We start from the raw sequence: 23,645 nt of genomic DNA, 5'->3' as shown, positions 1-23,645 counted from the left end.
GCGTTATGAAATTCAGATTTCGTCCTGCTACCTTCCTCCTCCCCCTTCCCCTGGTACTTTGCCTGTGCCCCACCGGCCATGCAGCTGGGCTAGACGACGCCGTCCCCACTCCCCAAACCATCAACCAGCTTGAACAGCGCGCCCTCCAGGCCAGCCCCAGAGAGCAGTGCTTCCTCTATACCGAACTCGTCCACTCCATGACCGAGCTCGCCGGGAAGCAGATGATGGATGGCGATATCGGTCCCGCCAGCGCCACTTTGAAGCGCGTCGAACACTACGCCCGCCTCATCCACCTTGGTCTGGCTCGGGATAACAAGCGTCTGAAGAACGCCGAACTTATCATGCATCACACCACCCGCCGCTTGGTCGACTACATGCACGCCGCCTCAGGCGACGACCGTGTCGTCCTTCAAGCCACTCTTAAAGAACTCGATCAGGTTCAGGACGAGATCCTCAGTCAGGTCTTCGCACGTTAGCTCTTTCATGGCAGTCTAAAACAGCACAATGCCTCCGCGCTCCCAACGCACTCGCGCCGTTCGAATCCTGTTGTCGATTGCGCTCCTTTTTGCTCTGAAGACATCCCTCCACGCCCAGCGAGGCGAGGCCGCGCTCTCCGACGCAGAGATCGAGCAGCTCCGCGACGCCGCCTACGTCCCCTCCGACCGCGTCCTGGTCTTCGTCAAGTTTCTCGACGCCCGCACCAAGTCCATCCAGGATCTCTTCGCCAAGCCTCGCCGTCCCGGCCGCTCCCAAGACGCCCACGATCTCTTCGAGCAGTTCACCGCAGTAGCGGACGAACTCGACGATAACCTCGACGACTACGGCCCCCGCCACCGCGACATCCGCAAGGCCCTGCCCAAGCTCCTGGAAGCGACCGAGCGCTGGTCCTCCGCCCTCAAGTCCCCACCCGACGACGAAGCCTACAACGTCTCCCGCAAACTAGCCCTCGAATCCATCCGCGACATCCGCGAAACCGCTGCTCACCTCGTCGAAGATCAACGCGCCTGGTTCCTCGCGCACCCGCCCGCCAAAGAGAACAAGAACGAGCCGACAACACTGCCACGTTAGTGGTCCGGAACTGTGGGCTCGAACTCCGTACAAAAGCTCTCAGCCCGCACCAGCGAAAGTACACTTCCTCCACCATCCACACCCCGGCATGTTAACCTTTCAGTTATCGTGTCATCGGCTCTCATCCCCGTCTTCGAAGAGCAGTACCGCGAGATTCGCCCGCGAGCGCCGATGCCGCCCATCGACATCCGCTTCCGCCGCTTCACCTCGCTCAACACCACCATCCGCCTCCGTGAAGGCCGCCTCCACGTCCGCCTCTCCGACATCCTCGAGAACGCGCCCGAGTCCGTCCACCACGCTATCGCGCATATTCTGCTGGCCAAGCTCTACAAGAAGCCCATCGCCCCGGCCCACGCCGACCGCTACCGCCGCCATGTCCGCTCCGAGGCCGTCTCCAGGCAGGCCGAGCACGTCCGCCAGACCCGCGGCCGCAAGCGCATCTCCACCACACTGGGCCACCACTACGACCTCGATGAGGTCTTCGAGTCTCTCAACACGCGATTCTTCCACGGTCTGCTCGGCAGGCCGACGCTCACCTGGAGCGCCCACGCCGCCCGACGCATGCTCGGCCACTACGACGCGGCTCACAACACCATCGTCGTCAGCCGCGTCTTCGACCGGCCCGATACCCCCCGCTGTGCGATCGAGTACCTGCTCTACCACGAGATGCTCCACCTCAAGCATCCCGTTCGGGTCAAGGCCGGACGCCGTTGCGTCCACTCCCGCGAATTCCAGGCTGAAGAACGTCTCTTCCCTGAACTCGAAGAAGCCAAAGCCTACCTCAAGCTCATTTAGACAACCGCAACCGTCTTTGTTTCATAGAACAACGAGCGATTCTTCACCCGATTCATGCTAGTATCCTCCCGTTTGGAAATCCCATTCTCCGCACGCGCATGACCCCGTCGGCGAGGGAAAGATCCAGACTGAAAGAGGCTCTCCTTGCATCTCTCCAAACGTGCAGCAGCTGAGTTCTTCGGTACCTTCTGGCTCGTCTTCGGAGGCTGCGGGTCCGCAGTCCTCGCCGCGGCATTTCCCGCCCTTGGCATCGGCTTCGCCGGCGTCTCCCTCGCCTTCGGACTGACCGTGCTCACCATGGCCTTCGCCATCGGACACGTCTCCGGCTGTCATCTCAATCCTGCCGTCTCAGTCGGTCTCGTCGTCGGCAAACGCTTCCCCATCTCCGACCTGCCCGCCTATATCGCCGCCCAGGTCCTCGGCGCCGTCGCTGCCTCCGGCGTCCTCTACCTCATCGCCAACGGCAAGCCCGGCTTCTCACTCGCCGGTGGCTTCGCCTCGAACGGCTACGCCGATCACTCCCCCGGCGGCTACTCCCTCCTCGCCTGCTTCCTCATCGAGGTCGTCCTCACCGCTTTCTTTCTGCTCGTCATCCTGGGCTCAACCGATGAGCGTGCCCCAAAAGGCTTCGCACCCATCTCCATCGGTCTCTGCCTCACGCTGATCCACCTCATCAGCATCCCCGTCACCAATACCTCTGTGAATCCCGCCCGCAGCACCGGCCCCGCGATCTTCGTGGGTGGTTGGGCCCTTAACCAGCTCTGGCTCTTCTGGGCCGCACCCATCCTGGGAGCCATCATCGGCGGCCTTATCTCCGACACTCTCTTCCGTGCTCCACAACCACCCATACGCGAAGCGATGTCAAAGGATTAGCGCGAAAAAAGAGTCCGTTCGCAGTCATCGCGAACGGACTCTTCCCTGTTTCGTAATGGACGGAAGCGCTATCTGCCCGAATCCGCTGCCAGCTCAGGAGCCCACTGCACTCTCTTCGCGGATGCCGCCGCAACCAGCAGAATCCCCACAATCACCGATCCCAACGCAGCCACCTGCGCATTGCTCATGCCCCAGTAGAGCCTCGGGTTCAGCCGCACAAACTCCACCAGAAAACGTCCCAGCCCGCTCAACACCAGGTAAAGTCCTGTGATCCAGCCCACCGGCTTATGCTTCTCCGCCAGCTTCCAGAGCACCCAGAACACCACCAGCGAAAATAACAGTTCATAGATCGGAGTAGGCTGCACCAGGTCTGGCGTCGGCACCAGGGCGTTCTTTGCCATATGCACACCCCACGGCAGCGTCGTCTTGATGCCGTAGTCTCCGTCTCCGCTGGTCAAGCATCCGATCCGCCCAACACCATACCCGACCGCCGTCGCCGGAGCCGCCAGATCCAGCATCCGCAGCGCACCCACCCGCACTCCGGTTGTCTCCTGTTTTGGGCCCTTGAAACGCGCATTGCGTCCCTGCCACATCAGCATGGCGATTCCGGCCAGCATTCCGCCAAACCAGGCGAAACCCGCCTGGAACCAATGCAGAAAGCTCGTCAGCACATCCAGGGGATGCTTCAACCCCGGCGCCGCAATCAGCCGGATCGCCGCCCGCAGCTCAGGAACATCCTGCAGCTCATGCCAGGCCTTCGCTCCGATCACCCCGGAGATCACCACCAGCGCGACCACATTCAGCGCATCGGCGTCCACTCCGTTTCTTACGAAGTTCCTGTGCAGCACAACCGTTCCTGCGACCGCAGCCAGCCACAGAAACAAACCAAACGTACCCAGATGCAATGGGCCGATATCGATATAGGGATACATAATCCTCGCTTCTTCCAAGTATAGCCGGGCATCCCGGCATCCCCCGGACTACTCTAACGACTTCCCCTCAACCCCCTATTCGCGCTAACCTTTTCTTTATGGCCACCAGCACGCCCGAGCTCACCTTCCCGCCCCCCTCCACCATGGAGATTCTCTTCACCAAAGAACAGATCGCCGAACGCACCCGAGAGATCGGCGCCCAGATCACAGCCGACTACGCAGGCCAGTCCATCGTCCTCATCGGAGTCCTCAAAGGCGCAGCCATCTTCCTCGCCGACCTCGCCCGCGCTATCCAGGTTGATAACACCTTCGACTTCGTCGCCGTCTCCAGCTACGGCCGCGCCCGCGTCTCCTCCGGCGCCGTCAAGCTCATCAAGGATATCGACAACCCCATCGAAGGCAAGCACGTCATCATCGTCGAGGACATCCTGGACACCGGCCTCACCCTCAGCTACCTCCGCGGCCTCATGCTTCAGCACAAGCCCGCCTCCCTCAAGATCGCCACCTGCCTCGACAAGCCCGCCCGCCGTCTCGTCCCCATCGAAGCCGACTACGTCGCCTTCAAGATCCCCAATCAGTTCGTCATCGGCTACGGCATGGACTACGCCGAGCGCTACCGCGGCGTAGACGACATCCGCCTCTTCCCCGACGAGGCCGTCGGCCACTAAGAGCCAGCAACCGGCACAGTCCCTACCTCCCCACAGGCTGTGCCGCGGAATACCTATCTTTGGATTGTGTTTTCTGTTCTAAATAGTTCCACCAGGAATTCAAAGAACGGAGACCGCTCTCGTGAAAACTGCAGCATTCCTTCTCACCCTGCTCTTAGCGCACGACGCCTTCCCCCAAAACCAGCCGCCGTCTTGCCCTCTGCCTCCCGGAGCCGCAGCTTCGCCCGCCCGGCCGCGCCCCACTCCAGCAGCACTTCAAGCGGTAGCCTCTGCCGCCTCCGCCGACCCATCCTTCCTCATCTCCGCCGAGCCCATTCCCAACTTCGGCATCGAGCGCTTCCGCCTCGCCGACTACACCGACTGCATCGGCTCCAACGGCTGCTACTGGGCCGACCTCGACGCCCAGATCCGCCGCGCCGACGAGCATCTCACCCGCCTTGCAGCCACCCACAAAGGCCAACCAAAACTTGCCCTCGTCCTGGACATCGACGAGACCTCCCTCAGCTCCTACTGCGAGGAGAAGCGCGAGGACTACGGCTTCGTCGCCAGCATGTTCAACCAGTGGATCGTCTCTCCTCAAGCCTCGATCCCCATCCCCGGAACTCTGCGCCTCTTCAACCACGCCCGCGCCCTCGGCGTCGAAGTCTTCTTCCTCACCGGCCGCGCCCACGAGCAGACCGAGGCCACAGCAAAAAATCTCGAGACCGCCGGCTATAAAGGCTGGAAAGACCTCATCCTCCGCCAGGACTCCGAAAAGACCACGCCGACCACCGAGTACAAGTCCAACGCCCGCGCCCGCATTACAGCCCAGGGCTACCGAATCATCCTCAACATGGGCGACCAGTGGAGCGACCTCAACGGCCCATACAAAGCCGAGATCAGCGTAAAACTCCCCAACGCCTACTACTATCTACCGTAGAGCCCAACGCACGCCAGGCAGGCAAGGTCAGCTCGCAGTATCCAGATGAAACGCCTCGTCGTACCGCTTCACAGGAAAGCCCTTCGCCTTCCACGCCGCCAGTCCGCCCTCTAAAAAGCGGATACGCGTGAAGCCCATCGCCAACGCCTTCTGCAGCACCTCACGGCTGGTCTTCTGCGCCGGACAGGTGCAATAGACCACCGTCTCCTGATCTCTCGGAATGGATCGAACCTCCTCCATCACCTCCTTGGGAGCGATCCGCCTCGCACCCGGAATAATCTCCGAGTGAGCCAGCAGATCGAGCGGCTGCCGCACATCGAGCACGATGACATCCTCCTTCGCCTCAAGCAGATCATGTAGCGCCTCGGGCGCGATGCTATGTTCCTCCAACTCGCGCCTCTCCCGCACACGCTTCGACCTCACCAGAAAAATCACCAGCCCCAGGAGACCCAGAGCGACAGCGCAAATCACAATCTCCGTCATTCACACCTCCATGAATCTTTGTTGATGAGATTGACAAGACCCCTCGGAAGATTCCGGATCAGGCTTCCACTCCGAGAATAAATTCTTTTGCGAACCGAACAGTGAATCCAACTCACTACTTCACTCTTCCTCGTCCCGAAACGAACAATATGCGAAACTGAACCAGTCGCATGAACCTCGAAACCCTCCTCCACCAGACCTTCGGTCACCCCGGCTTTCGCGCCAATCAGGAGGCCGTCTGCCGCGCCGCCACCGACGGCCGCGACGTCCTCCTCGTCATGCCCACCGGTGCGGGAAAGTCCCTCTGCTACCAGCTCCCCGCCATCGCCCGCGGCGGCACCGCCCTGGTCATCTCCCCCCTCATCGCCCTCATGGACGACCAGGCCTCCAAGCTCTCCCACCTCGGCCTACGCGTCGCCCGCATACACTCCGGCCTCTCCCGCGAAGAGGCCCGCCAGGCCTGCCGCGACTACCTCGACGGCACCTTGCAGTTCCTCTTCATCGCTCCCGAGCGAATGCGCGTCCCCGGCTTCCCCGAGATGCTCGCCAAAAAGAAGCCCGCTCTCATCGCCATCGACGAAGCCCACTGCATCTCTGCCTGGGGTCACGACTTTCGCCCCGACTACCGAACCCTCGGCGACTACCTCCCCTCCCTCCGGCCCGCTCCCATCCTCGCCCTCACCGCCACCGCCACCCCCACCGTCCAGCGCGACATCGTAGCCCAGCTTCAGCTCTCCGATCCCGCTCTCTTCATCCACGGCTTTCGCCGCCACAACCTCGCCATCGAGGTCGTCGAGCTCTCCAAGCCCCGCCGCAACAAGTTCACCGCCGATCTCCTCAGCCGCCCCGAGAACCGTCCCGCCATCGTCTACGCCCCCTCCCGCAAATCCGCCGAAGAGCTCGCCTCCATGCTGGGAGGCAAGGCCGCCGCCTACCACGCCGGTCTGGAGGCCACCGTCCGCGAGCGCGTCCAGCATAGCTTCCAGACCGGCAAGCTCGAGGTCGTCGTCGCCACCATCGCCTTCGGCATGGGCATAGACAAAGCCGACGTCCGCACCGTCGTCCACATCGCGCTCCCCGGCTCCGTCGAGGCCTACTACCAGGAGATCGGCCGCGCCGGACGCGACGGCCAGCCCTCCCGCACCGTCCTCCTCCACTCCTTCGCCGACCGCAAGATGCACGACTTCTTCCTCGAGCGCGACTACCCCGCCGCCACCGAGCTCGCCCGCGTCTCCTCCGTCCTCACTCCCGAGTTCCAGATGCCGGATCTCCTCCGCCAGCGCCTCAGGATGGACGCCGCCACCTTCGACCGCGCCGTCGAAAAGCTCGCCTCCCAGGGAGCCGCTGCCATCGACTTCGAAGGCCTCGTCCGCAGCACCGGAAACGCCCAATGGCGCTCCGGCTACGACGCCCAGCTAAACTTCCGCCGCTCCCAGATCGACCGCATGGTCGCCTACACCGAGTCCGCCCAGTGCCGCATGTCCGCCCTCATCCAGCACTTTGGTGACACCGCCGACGGCCTCCGCCCTTGCGGCAACTGTGACTTCTGCTCCCCCGAGCGCGCCACCGCCCAGCCCTTCCGCGCTCCCAACCAGCAAGAGACCCGCCAACTCAACACCATCCTCCGCGCCCTCGACGGCGGCTCCTCCCGCGCCACCGGAAAGCTCCACTCCGACCTCGCCCTCGGAATCGACCGCAGCCAGTTCGAAGCCTACCTCGACGCACTCACCCGCTCCGGCCTCATCACCCTCAACGCCGACACCTTCACCAACCCTGAAGGCAACGTCATCTCCTACAAGAAGGCCTCCCTCACCCACGAGGGACGCAACCGCGACGAGTCCGCCGACCTGCCCATCCTCCTCCGCGACAGCACCTCTAGCCCGGACTCGAAATCCAAATCGCGCTCCACCAAATCCCCCAGCCCACGCAAGGCCTCCATGGAAGCCGACAAATCTTCCTTCACGCCCGCGCAGACCGAACTCGAATCCCGTATCCGCGAGTGGCGCAAAGCCGAAGCCGCAAAGACCGGCAAACCTGCCTTCATCGTCTTCTCCGACGCCATCCTCCACTCCATCGTCGTAGCCCGTCCCACCCGCATTCCCGATCTTCTTCAGATCTCCGGCATCGGCCCCGAAAAAGCCGACCGCTACGGCGCGGCGATCCTGGCCCTCTGCAACACGCAGCCCGTCCCTGGCGAGTACGGCGCGCCCGCTGTCTCCACACCATCTCCTAAAGCTGCACCCTCCCGCGCGAAACAGGCCAGCCTTCCCAACACCCGGCCCTCCGAGGCCCTCCACCGTCCAGCTCAAACCACCCCCGACTCCAACGAATCCCTCACCCCCGACCAACAGGATCTCGATCGCCGCCTCCGCGACTGGCGCAAAGTCGAAGCCGAACGCCTCGGTCTGCCACAGTTCTTCGTCTGCGGCTCCTCCACCTTGCGCAGCGTGGTCCTGCAACACCCCCGCACGCTCGATCAGCTCCGCACCATCGCCGGCATCGGTCCGGACAAACTGGAAAAATACGGAGCCAGCATCCTGGCCGTCTGCAATACCTGATCCCCATCGACTCGCACAAAGCCGTATAAAAAAGATCAGCCATTCTCTAACCCTCGGCCTATGATCGAACTGACACCGAACTCAGCGATGTACTGGTGATACGTAACTCTGGTTCCTGAACGGAGATTGAACCGTGGTGGCATCCCAGATCCCCAGCCCCCCCGTTCTTCTGGCCTCCAGCCATCCCGACCCCCATCTGCTCGATCCACTGGCACGCATGCAGCGCATCTATCTGCTGCTGGTCGGTGTAATCTCCATCACCATCCTCGTCGCCTGGCTCAGCCCTGCACTCGCCGCCCTCTTCCCCGAAGGCTGGAGTCTGATGCGCCCCAACACAGCACTGGCCATGCTGCTGAGCGTCCTCAGCCTGGTCCTCTCCCAGCCCAAGCGCTCCCCTGCCGAGCTTCGCGCCAGCCGCATCCTCGCTCTGATCGTCCTGATCACCGCATTCACCATCTTCCTGGAATACGCCTCCAACAACGCTCTCAAGCTAGGGCGATTCAACCAAATCCTCGACCTCGACTTCTACGCAACACACCCCGGACGAATGTCTCCCCAGACCGCCGCGGCATTGACGTTTCTCGGCGTCGTCATGCTGCTGCTGCGCGTTCGCAAGCGCCTGCTCTCTCACGTCGCCGACATCGCCGTGCTCCTGCTAGGCCTGATGACGTTGACCATCCTCTCCGGCTACCTCTTCGGCGCCATCCATCTCTTCGGCGTCTCCATGCAGAACCGCACCTCGCCTCAAACCCTCTTCGCCCTCTGTCTCCTCACCCTGGTCGCCTATACCCGCCGCGCCGAGTACGGCTTCCACTCTGTCCTGCTGAGCTTAGGCATCGGCGGCAAAACCGCCCGCCTCGCCATGCCCTTCGCCATCATCCTGCCCTTCCTGTTGGAGATGGTCCGCGCCGGCTCTGTCTACCTCCGCATCATCGGACCGCAATACGCAAACGCCATCGCCACCTCGGCTCTCTCCATCTTCATCGTGGGCTTCACCCTCATGGTCGCGTGGCGCATCGATAGCCTGGAGAGCGCCATCCGCGACCTCTCCCTACGCGACGAGCTCACCGGCCTCTACAACCGCCGCGGCTTTTACGTCCTCGGCGAGCAGGCCATGCGCCTCGCCCGTCGCGCCTCCAAGCCCTTCTCCGTGCTCTACCTCGACCTCGATCGTCTCAAGCCCATCAACGACACCTTCGGCCACGACGTCGGCTCAGAGGTCCTGCAGACCGTCGCCAAGCTGCTCACCCTCGTCTTCCGCGAGGTGGACGTTATCGGCCGCATCGGCGGCGATGAGTTCGTCGTAGCGGGAGAAGGCAGCACCGACGGAATGGAGATCGTCGTCGAACGGCTTCAGCTCGCCGTCGCCGCCGCCAACACCGCTCCAGGCCGCGAGTACAGCATCAGCTTCAGCCATGGCTACGTCACGCGCCTCGACGCCGCCGAGTCCTTCGAACACATGCTGGGCCGGGCCGATAAAATCATGTACGAAGAAAAACGCCTGAAGAAGAAGTAATCTCTCCCTTAGCACTCAAAGCCCCTTAGCCCACAAAGCAAAGATCGCCCCCAAAGACACCGGTTCATGCCTCTCTCTGATTCGCCTTTACTTCCTCCCGATCACACCATCGACGAACGCGCCGGCCATTGCTTCGGCTGCGGCCCCGCAAACCCCCAGGGCCTGCACCTCGACTTCATCATCGACGCCAAGGCCTGCACCGCCACCGCGCAGGTCCAACTCACCCGCCTCCACGAGGGTCCCCCCGGATACATCCACGGCGGCATCGTCGCCACCCTTCTGGACGAGGCCATGAGCAAACTGAACCGCCCGCTCCGCGTCCTCGCCATGACCCGCCACATGGAGGTCGATTACCTTCGCCCCGCCCCCCTCCACCAGCCCCTGCTTCTGGTCGCAACCCACCTCTCCCGCCCCCAGACCCCCAAAGGTTCACCCGGCCGCAAACTCTTCCATCAGGCCGAACTCCTGCTCCCCGACGGAATCGTCCTGGCCAGAGGCAAAGGCCTCTTCATCGCCTTGAGCGAAAAACATCTAACCGAAGCAGGCCTAACCGCACCAAAAACCCCCACCCCATAAACACCAACCCTCTAAGCGCGATAACCCAAACCAGACAGCCACTTACACGATCAACCCACAAAATCCCAGGAAAACACAATGTCAAGCCCCCAAAGCACCTAACTCACCCAAAATCAGAAAGATCCAAGTGGCACTTAAGTTATGGTCAAACCGTTAAAATAGAAATAGAAGATCTGGAAGCGAAAGCATCCAGAAACGCCGCTCAGCGCGGCAGACACAAGCTTTGTAGGTTCTTTGCCAATCAAACCCGCAGCCGAACGAACGCCACATCGTTCACGCTCATCCGCGAAAGAGGCGCAAGGAAGACCCAAGGCGAGTCCCCCACCAAACCCAATCAAAGGAAGACTTTGCGCAAAAACCCGGGGGGAGGGGGTAGGCCTCTCAGAAGGGCCACAACCAAATCGGCGGCATCGGTGAAGATCGGTGTTAAGCCGTCCTAAACCTCAGCCTCTCCCCAATACCCTCGGTCCCGCAGGAAGTACTCGTCATCCCAGCTATGCAGCATCGTCTGGAAGAACATCCACACCATCCGGCCATGCCCCAGCTTCCGGAATCGCCGGTTCGTGGTCAGCACCTTCCCCTTCACGATGCGGAACCGGCTCGTCGCCACTCCTTTGGAGAGCAGATAATCCTCCGCGAACAGGGCTCTCTCGTTGAATCCGCCCAGCTTCCAGAAGACCTCGCGCTCAAACAGCATGAACATTCCCGTCGCAAAAGGCTTCAGGAACGACCCGACATACTGCATGAAGTTGTTGCCCGCATACAGCATGTCGTCAAAGAATCCCCCATGCCGGCAAGCAATATTCGTCGTAGCCAGATGCAACTCCCGCCGCCGCATCGTCCACAGCGCCCGCCGCAGCAGCGTAGGCTCCGTCAGCTCCACATCCGCGTCCAGGAAGAGCACATAGCGCGTCGTAGCCATCCTCGCCCCGGCGTTCCGCCCCACCGACGGCAGTCCTCCCGGGATCACCTCCACCGCCAGCCGGTCCCGAAAGGTCAGCGCGACCTCCACCGTTCCGTCCGTCGAGCCCGCATCCGCCACCAGCACCCGGGTCCGCCGCATCCCCTCGCAGTCCTGCCGGCACAACGACGCCAACAGCCTCGGCAACATCGTTACCTCGTTCTTTGCGGGAATCACAATCGTTAGCTCGTCCTGCATCGATCCTCCTTGCTTGGATCATCCGGCCCGGTCCAGACCACGCCGCCCTCTGGCCAGAATGGTCTCAGAACGCTGACTGGCGAAGAATTTTCGTTGAATTCTCCGTGAAACCACGTCGGTCGAATCATTGCAGTCAACAGATACGGGAACTCTCTTCGTCAATGTGACAAAACTGCTAAACTAAAAAGTCTCGCGGACACAATTTTGTAACACTATTGCAATCCCCCGAGGCCGCCGGGCAGCTGTCCAAAAACAGCGTCCCATTCAGCGTAAGGAGAACTTCATGGCAGACCACACCCACAACGGCAACGGAAACTTCGGATCGACCACCCTGCGCCTCAAAACCGGACTCGCCGAGATGCTCAAAGGCGGCGTCATCATGGACGTCATGAACGTAGAGCAGGCTCGCATCGCAGAGGAAGCCGGAGCCATCTCCGTCATGGCCCTCGAGCGCGTTCCCGCCATGATCCGCGCCGAAGGCGGAGTCGCCCGCATGGCGAATCCCAAGCTCATCAAGCAGATCATCAGCGCCGTCTCCATCCCCGTCATGGCCAAGGCCCGCATCGGCCACTTCGCCGAAGCACAGGTCCTCCAGACCCTCGGCGTCGACTTCATCGACGAGTCCGAGGTCCTCACTCCCGCCGATGAGGTCTACCACATCGACAAGCACGCCTTCACCACCCCGTTCGTCTGCGGAGCCCGCAACCTCGGTGAAGCTCTCCGCCGCATCGCCGAAGGCGCGGCGATGATCCGCACCAAGGGCGAGCCCGGCACCGGCGACGTAGTCCACGCGGTTCAGCACATGCGCCAGATCGTCCGCGAGATCAAGGCCCTCACCGTCCTCGGCGACGAAGAGCTCTACAACGCCGCCAAGGTCCACGGAGCGCCCTACGAGCTCATCCGCATGGTCGCCAAGGCCGGCAAGCTGCCCGTCCCCAACTTCTCCGCCGGCGGCATCGCCACCCCCGCCGACGCAGCTCTCATGATGCAGCTCGGCGCCGAGAGCGTCTTCGTCGGCTCCGGAATCTTCATGAAGGAGCGCGCCACACCGCTCGACGTCGAGAACAACCCTCTGGAGCGCGAAGAGGCCGTCTCCCGCGCCAAGGCGATCGTCATCGCCACGACTCACTTCAACGATCCGAAGATCGTCGCCGACGCCTGCGAAGCAGTCATCGGCTCCATGAAGGGACTCGCAGCAGCAGCGATCGAAGAGCAGCACCTCATGCAAACGCGCGGCTGGTAGTTCGAAAGATTCGAAGAAGAGCCAAGCAAAGAGCCTCCTTTTCGGGAGGCTTTTGCTTTTGTCCTTATGTCGGGCACAACTCCGAATGCCAACCAACGCATCGCACCAAACAGACTCAATTACAAAAAGTTTTTGGCACTTCAAGGGAGAAGTTCGATGAAGAGGTTTATTCAAGTGGTTTGCATCTCAGCAGCTTTGACAGTCGCTGCATCCGCAGCAGACAAGGCAAAACTCGATCAACGTATCGAAGCCGCACACGATGTTCTTCACGAACTGATGGGAACCCCGGACAAGGGCATTCCGGACGACATCGCGGCCAAAGCCACCTGCGTCGCCGTCATTCCCGGCTTCAAGAAGGGTGCATTTCTCGTCGGCGGACAGTACGGTCAAGGCGTCGTCTCCTGCCGCACCGGTCACGGCTGGAGCGCTCCCGCCTTCATCCAGATAACCGGCGCAAGCTTCGGTCTGCAGGCAGGTGGTCAATCCACCGATCTCGTCCTCGTCGCCACCAACAAGGATGGCTTCCAGCGTCTCCTGAAGGACAAGGTTAAGCTCGGCGGAGACATCGCCGTCGCTGCTGGTCCAGTAGGCCGCAACTCCCAGGCCTCCACGACCGAACTTGCCCGCGCCGCAATCCTCTCCTACTCGCGTAGCAAGGGTATCTTCGCCGGCATCGACCTCACTGGCGACGTCGTCAACCAGAATCAGGACGACACCCGCGCCTACTACGGCAAGGATGTAACCCACGAGACCATCCTCACCGGTGGCGTTCCCGTGAAGCCGTCCGCCAGACACTTCGTTGCGACAGTCAATCAACTCTTCCACGCCAGTTCGAAGTAACTGAATCGCCGGAGCAAGCGAGAACTCGATTCCTCGCTTGCTCCGAACGGAAGAGAGTCGCAGTCAGGAAGTAAGCGCAATGCAATAGAATCAATAGCGTGACTACTTCACTGACCATCGGAGTTCTCGCACTGCAAGGCGCCTACGAGGCCCACGCCCAAAGCCTGCGCCTCCTGGGTGCCACTCCCAAGCTCATACGCACCCCCGAAGACCTCATCGGTCCGGACGGCAAGTCGACCGTGGACGGCCTCATCATGCCAGGCGGCGAGTCCACGACGATGCTCAAATTCCTTGAGCGCAACAACTTCTTTGAGATCTTGAAATCGTTTGTAACGAAGACGCCGACCTTCGGCACCTGCGCTGGAGCGATACTTCTAGCCAACGAGGTCGAGCATCCCGCCCAAAAGTCCCTTGCTGCTCTGGACATCACCGTAGAACGCAACGCCTACGGACGTCAGATCGACTCCACCATCCTCAAATCCGAGACCACTCTTCCCGGCGGTCCGTTGGAGATGGTCTTCATCCGCGCACCTCGTATCACCCGCACAGGCCCCAAGGTCGAGACTCTCGCCACCCGCGATGGCTTCCCTGTTCTCATCCGCTCCGGACACCTGCTTGCCGCGACCTTCCATCCTGAGCTCTCTGACGACACTCGTATCCATAAGCTCTTTCTGGATCTGGTTCGAGAGAGCAAGAGCTAATTCGGCCTGGAACTTATCACAGGCCTCGGAACCGCGAAGCTGGTCACAACGACGCCTTCCGTCTCGAAGTGAGTTACCTGATGGTCCGTGCTGTGTCCCATGAAAATCGCCTTTTTCAAAAGACGGATCAGCGGCTGCGAGTTCTCGGGAAACCAACGATCTGCTGCCTGGTCCCAATCCACCACCAGGTTGTAGGACACATCGCACTTCGGACAGCCCAACTGCATCTCCAAAGTCTTGGGAAACGATCCACTGGGCAGCTTTCCCACCGGATCGGTTCCCGAACGAATAGCGGCTATTTTTAACTTCATAAGAGCTTTTAGCCTAGCATCCCCGACCGTCCGTAGCAGGCCTCTCCAACCCGAGAGACCCAGCCTCGAATCTTTTCTCGTCCAGAAGCAATCAAACCCACCAACCGACCGTAAACGGGAGTAATCTGTCTTCAACGCGCGCTGAAAGGTTCCGGAAATGGCAGCAACGATAACGCCTATCGACTCCGAACGCGACAAAAAACGCCGCGTAGAAGAATACGACCACGGCTCCGGTAGACGTCCGCCCAACGACAATCGGGACAAGCGTACCGGAGGCGGAGGCGACGGAGATAACTTCAACAATCGTCCCGCGGGCCGTCGAGGGCCACGCGAACGGTTGGGACGTTATCGCGTTCTCATCTTCTTCGCTCTGGCTGGCGATCTCATGTTCTTCGTCGCCCTGGTGACCGTGTTTTTCGTCTCGCAGACCAATGGCCACTTCGACGCGTATAACCGCTACATCAACGATTGGCTTCCTACAACCGTTCCTCCTATTCTCTGGCTTAACACTGCTCTTCTGTTCCTCAGTTCGGTCTCCATGGAGATAGCTCGTCGCCGAATGTTCGAGGAGTCCCATGCGATGGAAGAATGGCTGGGGATCGGCCGTCCGACTTCACGCCGCGCGATTCCGTGGCTTGCCGTGACCATCATCTTGGGTGGCCTCTTCCTGGCTGGACAGACCATCGCGTGGCAGCAACTCGCCCTACAACACGTCCTCTTTGCATCCAGCCAAAGCAGCCACTTTTTCTATCTGATCACCTACACCCACGCAATCCACCTCTTTCTCGGCTTGGGCTTCCTCATTGCTGCACTCTCCGGTCTCTATCTCTCCCGCCAGATGGAGACTCGCCAGATCCTCGTCGACAGCTCGGCCTGGTACTGGCATTCCATGGGTATCTTTTGGCTCTTTATCTTCACTCTTCTTGCCTTCTTCCAGTAAACGCAACGGAGAACAGTTAGAGACTTCCAAAATCATTTTTGAGGTGGTTTGAGGTTAGACTTGAGTGTGACCTCTTTTACGTTTCTCCCTGCTAAAAGCTCTCCTGTCCCTTTTCTGTTTAGGGTTGCCGCGTGCATTGCCGTGCTCTCGGGCTTCGCGCTCGCCGAATCGTTGACTGGAACGGTGACGAACAAGACGACTAACAAGCCTTCTGCAGGGGATGACGTGGTCCTGATCCGCCTGGCGCAGGGCATGCAAGAGTTGAGCCGGACCAAGACGGACGCCAAGGGCCATTTCACCCTGGAGGTTCCGGATCCTGCGATCCATCTGGTACGTGTGACGCATGACAAGGCCAATTACTTTCGTCCAGCTCCGGCGGGGACGGAGTCGGTGGAGGTCGATGTCTATAACGCTGCGGAGAAGGTGAAGGGCGTTACCGGCGAAGCCGACGTGATGCGCATCCAGTCCGACGAGAGTGGGAAAGGGCTGCGGGTTGTAGAGAACTTCTTCGTGAAGAACGAATCGACTCCACCGATGACGCAGATGAGCGATCGGCCTTTTGAGTTTTATCTCCCACCGGGCGCGGTGGTGGAAGGATCGGCGGCTCTGAGTCCTGGGGGAATGCCGGTGCAGGCTGCTCCGGTTCCGCTGGGCGATCCGAATCACTATGCCTTTGTGTTTCCGGTTCGGCCTGGTGAGACGCGGTTCCAGATCAGCTATAAGCTGCCTTACAGCGGCAGCTTTACGTTCTCTCCAAAGCCGGCGATGGCGACGGATACGATTGCGGTGATGATGCCGAAGAGCATGACCTTCAAGGCAGGAGCTTCGTCGCCTTACTCGGCGGTGACGGAGGAGCTGACGGCACAGACGTATGTGGCGCGAAATGTCTCGCCATCTCAGCCGCTTGAATTTACGGTTTCGGGAAGTGGACAGTTGCCTCGGGATTCACAGACTGGAGCGGCTGGCGGAGCGGGACCTCAACCAGGCGGTGGAGCGGCGGCTGACTCGGCAAATGCGGCTGCGGCCGATACTCGTCCGGGAGGTGGATTGGGCACTCCGATCGATCCAGAGGGAAATAACGACCCGTGGGCGAAGTATAAGTGGTGGATCCTGGGTGGACTTGGATTGGTCCTCGCTGCGGCGGCGGGATTTCTGCTGAAGGGTGGAGGAGCGCCGGTTGTTCCAGCGGTTGCTGCTGCTTCTAGTCCGGTCGTTGCGGTGGGAGGCAATACGCTTCTTAGCGCTTTGAAGGATGAGCTCTTTGCGTTGGAGACCGACAGGTTGCAGGGCAAGCTGACCGAGACGGAGTTCCTCGAGCAGAAGGCTGCGCTGGAGGTTGTTTTGCGGCGTGCTCTGGCGCGTACTCCCGAGAGTGTGGAGACAATCTAGGGCACCCCTCCCCTCCCTTTTTTGGGTTTAATTCTTCATGAAACAGGGCTTAGCTTTGGACTAAGCTCTCTGTGGGAGGCGCCGCGTTTAAGGGGCTACTCAGACTGTCCTTCCTGGACTTGCTCTTCCTGGAGCAGATTGAGGGCGCCCTTGGAGATCAGGTCCTTTGCCATCCACTCTCCTAGGCTGGTGGAGCTGGTTTCGAGGGTGGCTTCGGTTTCGATCTGAATCATGGTCTCTCCGTCGGGCGAGACGACCTGAGCGTACATACGCCATTTGTTATCGGCGGGCATGCAGTAGACTCCGACGGGGAGTTGACAGCCTCCGCCGAGGGCTTCGAGTGTCGTGCGCTCGGCTTCGACGCAGAAGCGAGTGTAGGGGTGCTCGAGGAAGGCGATGGCGTTGCGGATGTAAGCGTCGCGGTCTTCGTCTACTGGATAGTCTGGGTGGCGAATCTCGAGAGCGAGGGCACCCTGACCGGGGGCTGGACACATCTCTTCGGGGGTAAAGCGCTGGTGGACGGATTCCGTGCGTTTGAGGCGGTCGAGACCGGCGGCAGCGAGGACGAGTGCGTCACATTTGCCGTCGGCGAGTTTCTTGAGCCGGGTATCGATGTTGCCGCGAATTTCGACGAAAGTGACGTCCGGGCGGAGGGCGAGGATCTGGGCGCGGCGGCGAGGGCTGGTGGTGCCGATGCGTCCTCCGGAGGGGAGGGTGTGGAGGGCCCAGTAGGGCTCACAGACCCAGACGTCCCGGGCATCGGCGCGCTTGGGGATGACGGCGAGGCTGAACTGCGGGGCGAGGCTGGTGGGGAGATCTTTTAGGGAGTGGACGGCGATGTCGATGCGTCCCTCTTCCAGGGCTTCCTCGATCTCTTTGGTGAAGATGCCTTTCCCGTCGACGCCGGGTGGGACTACAAACCCCGGCTGCTGCATGCGGTCCCCGGTGGTGCGGATGATCTCGAGCTCGACGTGGTAACCGGCGTCGCGAAGCGCGTAGAGGATGTGGTTGGCCTGCCAGAGCGCTAACTGGGAGCCTCGAGAGCCGATGCGGATGGGATTGCGGGGATTATTGTGTTCGCTGGACATAGTCTTCATTCAGGATACGGGATATGGCGGTGCAGATGATGAGAAGAGGTCATGGGGAAGAAGGCTTAACGCCGATCAGACCGATGACACCGATTTTAATGACACCGATTTTTTATGAGCCATCACGATACGTTGGTGGAGGTTCGGCAGATATGTCTGTTCTGTGTGGTCTGAAATATTTCCGAATCTCTTGGTTGAGATTCGCATATAGAGTTCAGCTCTTTGTTGCTTCGAGGCGTATTCAGACTGATGGGGTGGGGTTGGCTTCCGGAGGGGTACCGATCCAGTTGCTGAACATCTGGGCTAGGTCTTCGGTGTTGCCGCGAGAGAGCACCATGTTACGGAGGCGGTCGCCGTTTTCGCGGGTGAGGCCACCGTGGGATTCGAACCAGGCGATGGCTTCGTTTTCGAGGGTCTCGGCCCACTGATAGGCATAATATCCGGCGGCATATCCACCTCCCCAGATGTGGGCGAAGTAGGTGGAGCGGTAGCGGGGCCGGGCGTAGGGGAGATTGAGGCCGGCTTGGGCGAGGGCTTCGGCTTCGAGGACGTTGGGGTCCTGCAAGGGGGCATCCGGCGCGAGGGTGTGCCAACGCATATCGATGAGCGAGGAGGCGAGTACCTCGGTGAGGTGATAGCCCTTGTTAAAGTCCTTCGCCTTGCGAATCTTTTCGGCGAGGTCGGCGGGCATGGGTTCGCCGGTGGCGTGGTGCCTGGCGAAGTGATCGAAGACGGCCGGATAGGTGGACCAATACTCGTTGAACTGCGACGGGAACTCTACGAAGTCGCGGGCGACGGCGGTACCGGCGAGGCTGGGGTACTGCGCGTTGGAGAGGAGGCCGTGAAGCGCGTGGCCGAACTCGTGAAAGAAGGTGGTGACCTCGTCGAGAGTGAGGAGAGCGGGTTGGCCGGGAGCAGGCGGAGGGACGTTACCGACGTTGTAGATGACGGGCAGAGTGCCGAGCAGGCGCGACTGGGAGACGAGCGAGGACATCCAGGCTCCGCCGTTCTTGTTATCGCGCTTGAAGGGATCGGAGTAGAAGAGCGATAGGGGCTGGCCGTCGGTGTCAGTGATCTCGAAGACGCGGACGCTGGGGTGGTAGACGGGGATGTCGTGGCGCTCTTTGAAGGTGATGCCGAAGAGTTGGCTGGCAGCGTAGAAGACACCGTCTTCGAGGACGGCGTTGAGCTCGAAGTACGGCTTGATGGCCTCTTCGTCGAGGTCGAAGCGGGCCTTGCGGAGCTGTTCGGCGTAGAAGCTCCAGTCCCACGGCTGGAGCTGAAAGCCGCCGCCCTGCGAGTCGATGAGAGCCTGGAGGTCTTTGGCTTCTTCGGCGATGAGAGCAGTAGCCTTTTTGACGAGGTCGCTGAGGAAGTGCTGGGCGGCTTCGGGGGTCTTAGCCATCTGGTCGTGAAGCTTCCAGGCGGCGAAGGTCGGGAAGCCGAGGATGGTGGCGCGCTCGGCGCGGAGTTGGGCGAGGCGAGCGATGATTTCGAGGGTATCGTTGGCTCCGCCGCTCTGGGTTCGGGACCAGGATAGATCGAAGATGGCTTTGCGGGTCTCGCGGTTGGTGAGGCTATCGAAGGTGGGTTGCTGCGTAGTGTTCTGAAGAGGCAGAGCCCAGCCTTCGAGGTTGCGGGATTTGGCGAGTTCAGCAGCAGCGGCGAGTTGAGCTTCGCTGAGCCCGTCGAGAGCCGCCGGATCCTGAGTTACGAAGAGGGATTCCTTGGCAGCGGCCAGGACTTTGGTGAGGAAGGCGGTGGAGAGGGTGGAGGCCTCTTCGTTGAGCTGCTTCAGGCGAGTCTTATCGGCGTCCGAGAGGTTGGAGCCAGAGTGGATGAAGCCGTCGTAGGAGGTCTCCAGAAGACGGAGGGACTCGGGGTCGAGATTGAGCGACTGGCGCTGATGGTAGAGGGTGGAGACGCGCTGAAAGAGGTTCGCGTTGAGGTAGATCGCGTCGTGGTGCGCGGCGAGACGCGGAGAGACCTGGGTCTTGATGTCCTGCAGGGTGGGATTGGTGTTGGCTCCAGTGACTGCGCCGAAGGCGGTCAAGACTCGGGTGAGGAGAAGGCCGGACCGCTCCATGGCGACGAGGGTGTTCTCGAAGGTGGGCTCGGCGGGGCTGTCGGCGATGGCGTCGATCTCGGCGCGCTGCTGCGCCATGCCCGCTTCGATGGCAGGCAGGTAGTGGGCGTCTTCGATCTTGTCGAAGGGAGGAGCCTGGAATGGAAGTGTGCTGGGGGTGGCGAAGGGATTGGTTGGGCTAAGGGAAGCTGCGTCAGATAAAGACGGATTTGTAACGAAGGTAGCCATTACGAATAGTTTACTTCCGGCCGGGGTGATCAGGTGAGCCTGGGGCTTCGAGGCTACTCGGGATCGTTGGTTGTGGAGGAGCGGCGGAGAGCGGTGAGCTGGGGGTGGAGGAGCTTGGCAGTGAGAGAGCGGGTGAGGGCTTCGACGGCTTCGCGCTGCTCGGGGGTGAGGGTGGTGAGACGTTTGGCGGAGCGGGCGAGTTCGGCCTCGCGGATGGTCTCGGCGTTCTGCTGGAGGGCGAGGATGGCGGGGACGTTGTCGCGGGACTGGAGGCGCTGCTGGTATTTGTCTACTTCCCTGCTGACGATAGACTCGGCGGCCTCGGCTTCGCGGCTGCGGTCGGCGAGGTTGGAGGCGGCGACCTGCTGGAGGTCGTCGATGTCGTAGACGAAGCAGCCTTCGACCTCGTTCATGCGGGGATCGACGTCGCGGGGGACGGCGATATCGATGAAGAACATGGGACGGTTGCGGCGGCGCTGCAGGAATTGCTGGCCGTGGGATCGGCCGAAGATCTTCTCGGGAGCTCCGGTGCTGGTGATGACGATGTCGGCTCGGTCCGCCTGCTCGTAGAGGGAGTCGAAGGGGATGACGGCGGTGGTGATGGAGGAACTTAGAAATTCGGCGGCGAGGGCGGCGGCGCGTTCCTGGGTGCGGTTCGCGACCAGGATGCTGGTGGCTCCCTGCTGGATGAGGTGGCGGGCGGCGAGTTCGGACATCTTGCCGGCACCTACGAGGAGGATGGTCTTGCCTTGCAGGCTGCCGAAGATCTTGCGGGCGAGGTCGACGGCTACGGAGGCGATGGAGACGGAGCTGGAGCCGATCTGGGTCTCGCTGCGGACCTTCTTGGCGACCGTGAAGGTGCGTTGCAGGAGGGCTTCGAGGTTGGACTGGACGGCTCCTACCTCGCGGGCGATGGTGTAGGACTCTTTGACCTGGCCGAGGATCTGGGGCTCGCCTACGACCATGGAGTCGAGCGAGGAGGCGACGCGGAAGAGATGGCGAACGGCCTCCCGCTCGCGGAACTCGTAGAGGTGGGGCTGGAGGGATGCAGGGGTGACGGAAAAGTACTCGTGGAGGAAGCGCGGGAGGTCGGGTGGCGTGCTGGCGTTCTCCTGCAAGGTGAGGAGCTCGACGCGGTTGCAGGTGGAGAGGATGAGGCCTTCGCGGATGCCGGGCTGGTGGAGCAGAGTGCGGGTGGCGTCGGCGAGGCGCTCCGGTGGGATGGCCAGACGCTCGCGCACATCGACGGGGGCGGTGTTGTGGTTAATGCCGAGGAGAACTAACTGGCTCGCGTTGGAGGATTCACTCATGGGGTGGTGAACCTGTGGACAGAGGAGAATTGGTTTGCGGCCCAGACGGTGAGGACGACGAGGAAGACAAAGCTCGACAGGTAGACGGCACGGCGTCCGCGCAGACCGGAGTGGCGGCGGATGAAGATCATGGTGCAGTACGCAAACCACATGGCGAAGGCCAGGAGGATCTTGGGGTCGGCGAAGAAGGCGGGGCCGTAGATCTGCTCGGCGAGGGCGGAGCCGATGAGAAGGCCGGCGGTCATGCAGGGGAGGCCGAAGAGGAGGGTCTTGAGGGCGATCTGGTCGAGGAGCTCCAGAGGGGTCTCGCGCATGGGAAGAAAGCGCAGGGCAGGCTGTTTGGACTTGATACGGCGCTCCTGGATGAGGTACAGGAGGCTGGCGACCAAGGAGAGGAAGAGAGCGGCGTAGGCGGCGAGGAGTAGCGCGATGTGGAGGAAGATCCAGCCGGAGTTGTTGGGGAGAATAGTCTCCTGGCCGCGGCGGAAGGCGGGAACCAACGTGAGCAGGAAAGCGATGGGGAGGACGAAGATGCCCAGGGCCACCGTTCGGTAGCGGGCGTAGACGGCGAGAAATACCGCCACCAGAAGGATTGCCAGCAGGGAGAGGGTCTCGTGGGATTCGACCGGCAGGAGGTGGTGTGCGGCGTTGAGGGTCTCGGCGAGGGAGACGAAGTGGAAGAGGACGGCGGCGACGGTGGTGGGGATGGCGATATGCCGCCAGCGGGGGCGGTCGTACAGAGCTGCGGGCAATACCGCGAGAGCGGCGATGCCGTAGAGGAGAACCGCGACTCTGAGCCAAAGGAGAGACATACTAGGGTTCGCGCAAGGTAGCCACGAAACTTCAGTATATCGAATGATGGAGTTAGGGCTGTCAGAGCGATTTATTTTGGAGCAGATATGGCTCTAGGCGAGGTCTTAGGCTATGGCGGCTTTTTTGACCAGGGCGATCATTTCGGCTGGCTTCCAGTCGTTGTCCGGGTACCAGGCGGCGACCTTGCCGTCTTTGCCGATCAGGATGGTGGAGAGGGAGTGGGTGATGGTTTGGCTGTCGCCGGCGGTGATGCCGACGTTGAAGTACTGCGTCAGGGTGGCGAGATCGTCTTGCCGGGGGACGGCGAAGTCCCAGTGAGCGAAGGCGTCTTTGGCGGACTGGCCGATGTAGGCCTGCCCGTAGCTGCGCAGGACTTTGGGGGTGTCGTAGGCAGGATCGAAGCTGATGCTGAGGAGGTGGGTCTTGGCGTAGAGGGCCGGGTCGACTGCTAGGGCCTTGTCGACGTCGGCGAAGTTGCGGCTCATGCGGGGGCAGAAGTCGGCCAGGGGGCAACGGGTGTAGATGAAGGTGATGAGCAGTACCCTGCCCTTGAATTGGGCGATGTGGATGGGGTGAGCGCCCTGGTTGGTGAGCTTAAAGTCGGGAACGACGTCTCCCGGTTCCGGGACGTGGTATTGGACGGCAGGCTTGTAGTCGGGCTTGGACTGGGCGATGACGACGATCTTGTCGAGCAGAATGGTGTTGAAGCCGTCCGGGTCCTTGGTGACGAGGAGGGTGGCGGTGATGCGGTCGCCGGGGTGGAGCTCGCTGATGATCGAGGGATCCTTGAGCTTGTAGGACATGGTCATAGCTTCCATGAAGCCGGGGACGGCCTCGTGGTCGAGCAGTATGCTCGTTCCGGTGGTCGAGACCACTTTTCCGCGGATCGGATAGGTCTTTACGGGACCTGAGGACTGCGTTGCATCCTGGGAGGGGGCAGGTTTGCTGGAATGGCAGCCGGAGAGGAGCAAGACAAACGAAAGTACAAAGAACAGTTGACGGGGCACGGGTTGGACTCCTTTCCTGATGATAGCGGGTGCTGTGGGTCTTCCCCAATCTGAGCATGAACTGGGCTTTCGGCGGGTGTGCTTTCGTAGCGGTTGTCTGATTGGCGTCGGGATCCGAGGGCCTTATTTTCCAACGGGGCGG

The 23,645-nt window shown here is 61.3% G+C and carries 23 protein-coding genes; 14 read left to right on the top strand and 9 right to left on the bottom strand.

Annotated features, from left to right (window positions below):
- Positions 1 to 5 precede the first annotated feature (5 nt).
- The 4 genes from HB393_RS01120 (at position 6) to aqpZ (ending at position 2,736) form a co-directional block, all read left to right on the top strand.
- Positions 6 to 476 carry a hypothetical protein gene (locus tag HB393_RS01120; RefSeq protein WP_213803304.1) on the top strand — a complete coding sequence of 157 codons (471 nt, stop codon included), beginning with the start codon at positions 6 to 8 and terminating at the stop codon, positions 474 to 476.
- 70 nt (positions 477 to 546) lie between these two features.
- The gene (locus HB393_RS01115) at positions 547 to 1,068 is read left to right on the top strand and encodes a hypothetical protein (RefSeq protein ID WP_255550701.1); all 522 of its coding nucleotides are present in this window, start codon (positions 547 to 549) and stop codon (positions 1,066 to 1,068) included.
- A gap of 108 nt (positions 1,069 to 1,176) precedes the next feature.
- On the top strand, positions 1,177 to 1,863 hold the full coding sequence (locus tag HB393_RS01110) for a M48 family peptidase (protein WP_213803302.1): 687 nt from the start codon (positions 1,177 to 1,179) through the stop codon (positions 1,861 to 1,863).
- Positions 1,864 to 2,007: 144 nt separating this feature from the next.
- Positions 2,008 to 2,736, top strand: a complete 729-nt coding sequence (gene aqpZ / locus HB393_RS01105; protein WP_213803301.1) for an aquaporin Z — start codon at positions 2,008 to 2,010, stop codon at positions 2,734 to 2,736.
- Positions 2,737 to 2,804: 68 nt separating this feature from the next.
- Here aqpZ and HB393_RS01100 read toward each other — a convergent pair whose 3' ends face one another.
- Positions 2,805 to 3,668, bottom strand: coding sequence for a prolipoprotein diacylglyceryl transferase family protein (locus HB393_RS01100; protein ID WP_213803300.1), 864 nt, complete (start codon positions 3,666 to 3,668; stop codon positions 2,805 to 2,807).
- A gap of 98 nt (positions 3,669 to 3,766) precedes the next feature.
- On the opposite strand from HB393_RS01100, the gene hpt reads away from it, so the two are divergent.
- Positions 3,767 to 4,336, top strand: a complete 570-nt coding sequence (gene hpt, locus HB393_RS01095; protein ID WP_213803299.1) for a hypoxanthine phosphoribosyltransferase — start codon at positions 3,767 to 3,769, stop codon at positions 4,334 to 4,336.
- A gap of 121 nt (positions 4,337 to 4,457) precedes the next feature.
- Positions 4,458 to 5,255 (top strand): HAD family acid phosphatase, encoded by a 798-nt coding sequence (locus HB393_RS01090; RefSeq protein ID WP_213803298.1) that lies wholly within the window; start codon positions 4,458 to 4,460, stop codon positions 5,253 to 5,255.
- A gap of 27 nt (positions 5,256 to 5,282) precedes the next feature.
- On the opposite strand, the gene HB393_RS01085 is transcribed toward HB393_RS01090, so the two are convergent.
- Positions 5,283 to 5,738, bottom strand: coding sequence for a rhodanese-like domain-containing protein (locus HB393_RS01085; protein WP_213803297.1), 456 nt, complete (start codon positions 5,736 to 5,738; stop codon positions 5,283 to 5,285).
- Positions 5,739 to 5,908: 170 nt separating this feature from the next.
- On the opposite strand from HB393_RS01085, the gene HB393_RS01080 reads away from it, so the two are divergent.
- The 3 genes from HB393_RS01080 to HB393_RS01070 all read left to right on the top strand — a co-directional run bounded on the left by HB393_RS01080 (position 5,909) and on the right by HB393_RS01070 (position 10,388).
- Positions 5,909 to 8,296, top strand: coding sequence for a RecQ family ATP-dependent DNA helicase (locus HB393_RS01080; RefSeq protein WP_213803296.1), 2,388 nt, complete (start codon positions 5,909 to 5,911; stop codon positions 8,294 to 8,296).
- Between the two features lie 136 nt (positions 8,297 to 8,432).
- Positions 8,433 to 9,812 carry a GGDEF domain-containing protein gene (locus HB393_RS25595; protein ID WP_213803295.1) on the top strand — a complete coding sequence of 460 codons (1,380 nt, stop codon included), beginning with the start codon at positions 8,433 to 8,435 and terminating at the stop codon, positions 9,810 to 9,812.
- Positions 9,813 to 9,878: 66 nt separating this feature from the next.
- Complete coding sequence (locus HB393_RS01070) at positions 9,879 to 10,388, top strand: PaaI family thioesterase (protein WP_213803294.1); 510 nt, start codon at positions 9,879 to 9,881, stop codon at positions 10,386 to 10,388.
- 436 nt (positions 10,389 to 10,824) lie between these two features.
- Here the strand turns inward: HB393_RS01070 and HB393_RS01065 are convergent, their stop codons facing one another.
- Complete coding sequence (locus HB393_RS01065) at positions 10,825 to 11,547, bottom strand: glycosyltransferase (protein ID WP_213803293.1); 723 nt, start codon at positions 11,545 to 11,547, stop codon at positions 10,825 to 10,827.
- Positions 11,548 to 11,830: 283 nt separating this feature from the next.
- Between HB393_RS01065 and pdxS the strand changes: the two genes are divergently transcribed.
- The 3 genes from pdxS (at position 11,831) to pdxT (ending at position 14,331) form a co-directional block, all read left to right on the top strand.
- Complete coding sequence (gene pdxS, locus HB393_RS01060) at positions 11,831 to 12,790, top strand: pyridoxal 5'-phosphate synthase lyase subunit PdxS (protein WP_213803292.1); 960 nt, start codon at positions 11,831 to 11,833, stop codon at positions 12,788 to 12,790.
- A gap of 156 nt (positions 12,791 to 12,946) precedes the next feature.
- On the top strand, positions 12,947 to 13,630 hold the full coding sequence (locus HB393_RS01055) for a lipid-binding SYLF domain-containing protein (protein ID WP_213803291.1): 684 nt from the start codon (positions 12,947 to 12,949) through the stop codon (positions 13,628 to 13,630).
- A 98-nt stretch (positions 13,631 to 13,728) separates the two neighbouring features.
- Complete coding sequence (gene pdxT / locus HB393_RS01050) at positions 13,729 to 14,331, top strand: pyridoxal 5'-phosphate synthase glutaminase subunit PdxT (RefSeq protein WP_345944966.1); 603 nt, start codon at positions 13,729 to 13,731, stop codon at positions 14,329 to 14,331.
- Here the strand turns inward: pdxT and HB393_RS01045 are convergent.
- Positions 14,328 to 14,642, bottom strand: a complete 315-nt coding sequence (locus tag HB393_RS01045) for a hypothetical protein (protein WP_213803290.1) — start codon at positions 14,640 to 14,642, stop codon at positions 14,328 to 14,330. The genes pdxT and HB393_RS01045 overlap by 4 nt on opposite strands.
- Positions 14,643 to 14,799: 157 nt before the next feature.
- Between HB393_RS01045 and HB393_RS01040 the strand changes: the two genes are divergently transcribed.
- Both HB393_RS01040 and HB393_RS01035 read left to right on the top strand, forming a co-directional pair.
- Positions 14,800 to 15,582 (top strand): cytochrome c oxidase subunit 3, encoded by a 783-nt coding sequence (locus HB393_RS01040; RefSeq protein WP_213803289.1) that lies wholly within the window; start codon positions 14,800 to 14,802, stop codon positions 15,580 to 15,582.
- A 66-nt stretch (positions 15,583 to 15,648) separates the two neighbouring features.
- On the top strand, positions 15,649 to 16,971 hold the full coding sequence (locus HB393_RS01035; protein WP_345944998.1) for a carboxypeptidase regulatory-like domain-containing protein: 1,323 nt from the start codon (positions 15,649 to 15,651) through the stop codon (positions 16,969 to 16,971).
- 95 nt (positions 16,972 to 17,066) lie between these two features.
- Here HB393_RS01035 and hemC read toward each other — a convergent pair whose 3' ends face one another.
- From hemC to HB393_RS01010, 5 genes are all read right to left on the bottom strand, one after another.
- A complete protein-coding gene (gene hemC / locus HB393_RS01030; protein WP_213803288.1) occupies positions 17,067 to 18,059 on the bottom strand; it encodes a hydroxymethylbilane synthase in 993 nt (330 codons plus the stop codon).
- A gap of 241 nt (positions 18,060 to 18,300) precedes the next feature.
- Positions 18,301 to 20,373, bottom strand: a complete 2,073-nt coding sequence (locus HB393_RS01025; protein ID WP_213803287.1) for a M3 family metallopeptidase — start codon at positions 20,371 to 20,373, stop codon at positions 18,301 to 18,303.
- A 53-nt stretch (positions 20,374 to 20,426) separates the two neighbouring features.
- Positions 20,427 to 21,683, bottom strand: a complete 1,257-nt coding sequence (hemA, locus tag HB393_RS01020) for a glutamyl-tRNA reductase (protein WP_213803286.1) — start codon at positions 21,681 to 21,683, stop codon at positions 20,427 to 20,429.
- On the bottom strand, positions 21,680 to 22,495 hold the full coding sequence (ccsA, locus tag HB393_RS01015) for a cytochrome c biogenesis protein CcsA (RefSeq protein WP_213803285.1): 816 nt from the start codon (positions 22,493 to 22,495) through the stop codon (positions 21,680 to 21,682). The genes hemA and ccsA overlap by 4 nt, the downstream gene beginning before the upstream one ends.
- Positions 22,496 to 22,600: 105 nt before the next feature.
- Positions 22,601 to 23,503: an SCO family protein gene (locus tag HB393_RS01010; protein WP_213803284.1), complete on the bottom strand. Its 903-nt coding sequence runs from the start codon at positions 23,501 to 23,503 to the stop codon at positions 22,601 to 22,603.
- Positions 23,504 to 23,645: the final 142 nt, after the last annotated feature.

It is taken from the genome of Granulicella sp. dw_53 (assembly GCF_018449545.1).
GTDB lineage: Bacteria > Acidobacteriota > Terriglobia > Terriglobales > Acidobacteriaceae > Edaphobacter.
This window is presented reverse-complemented; position numbering and strand designations above follow the sequence as displayed.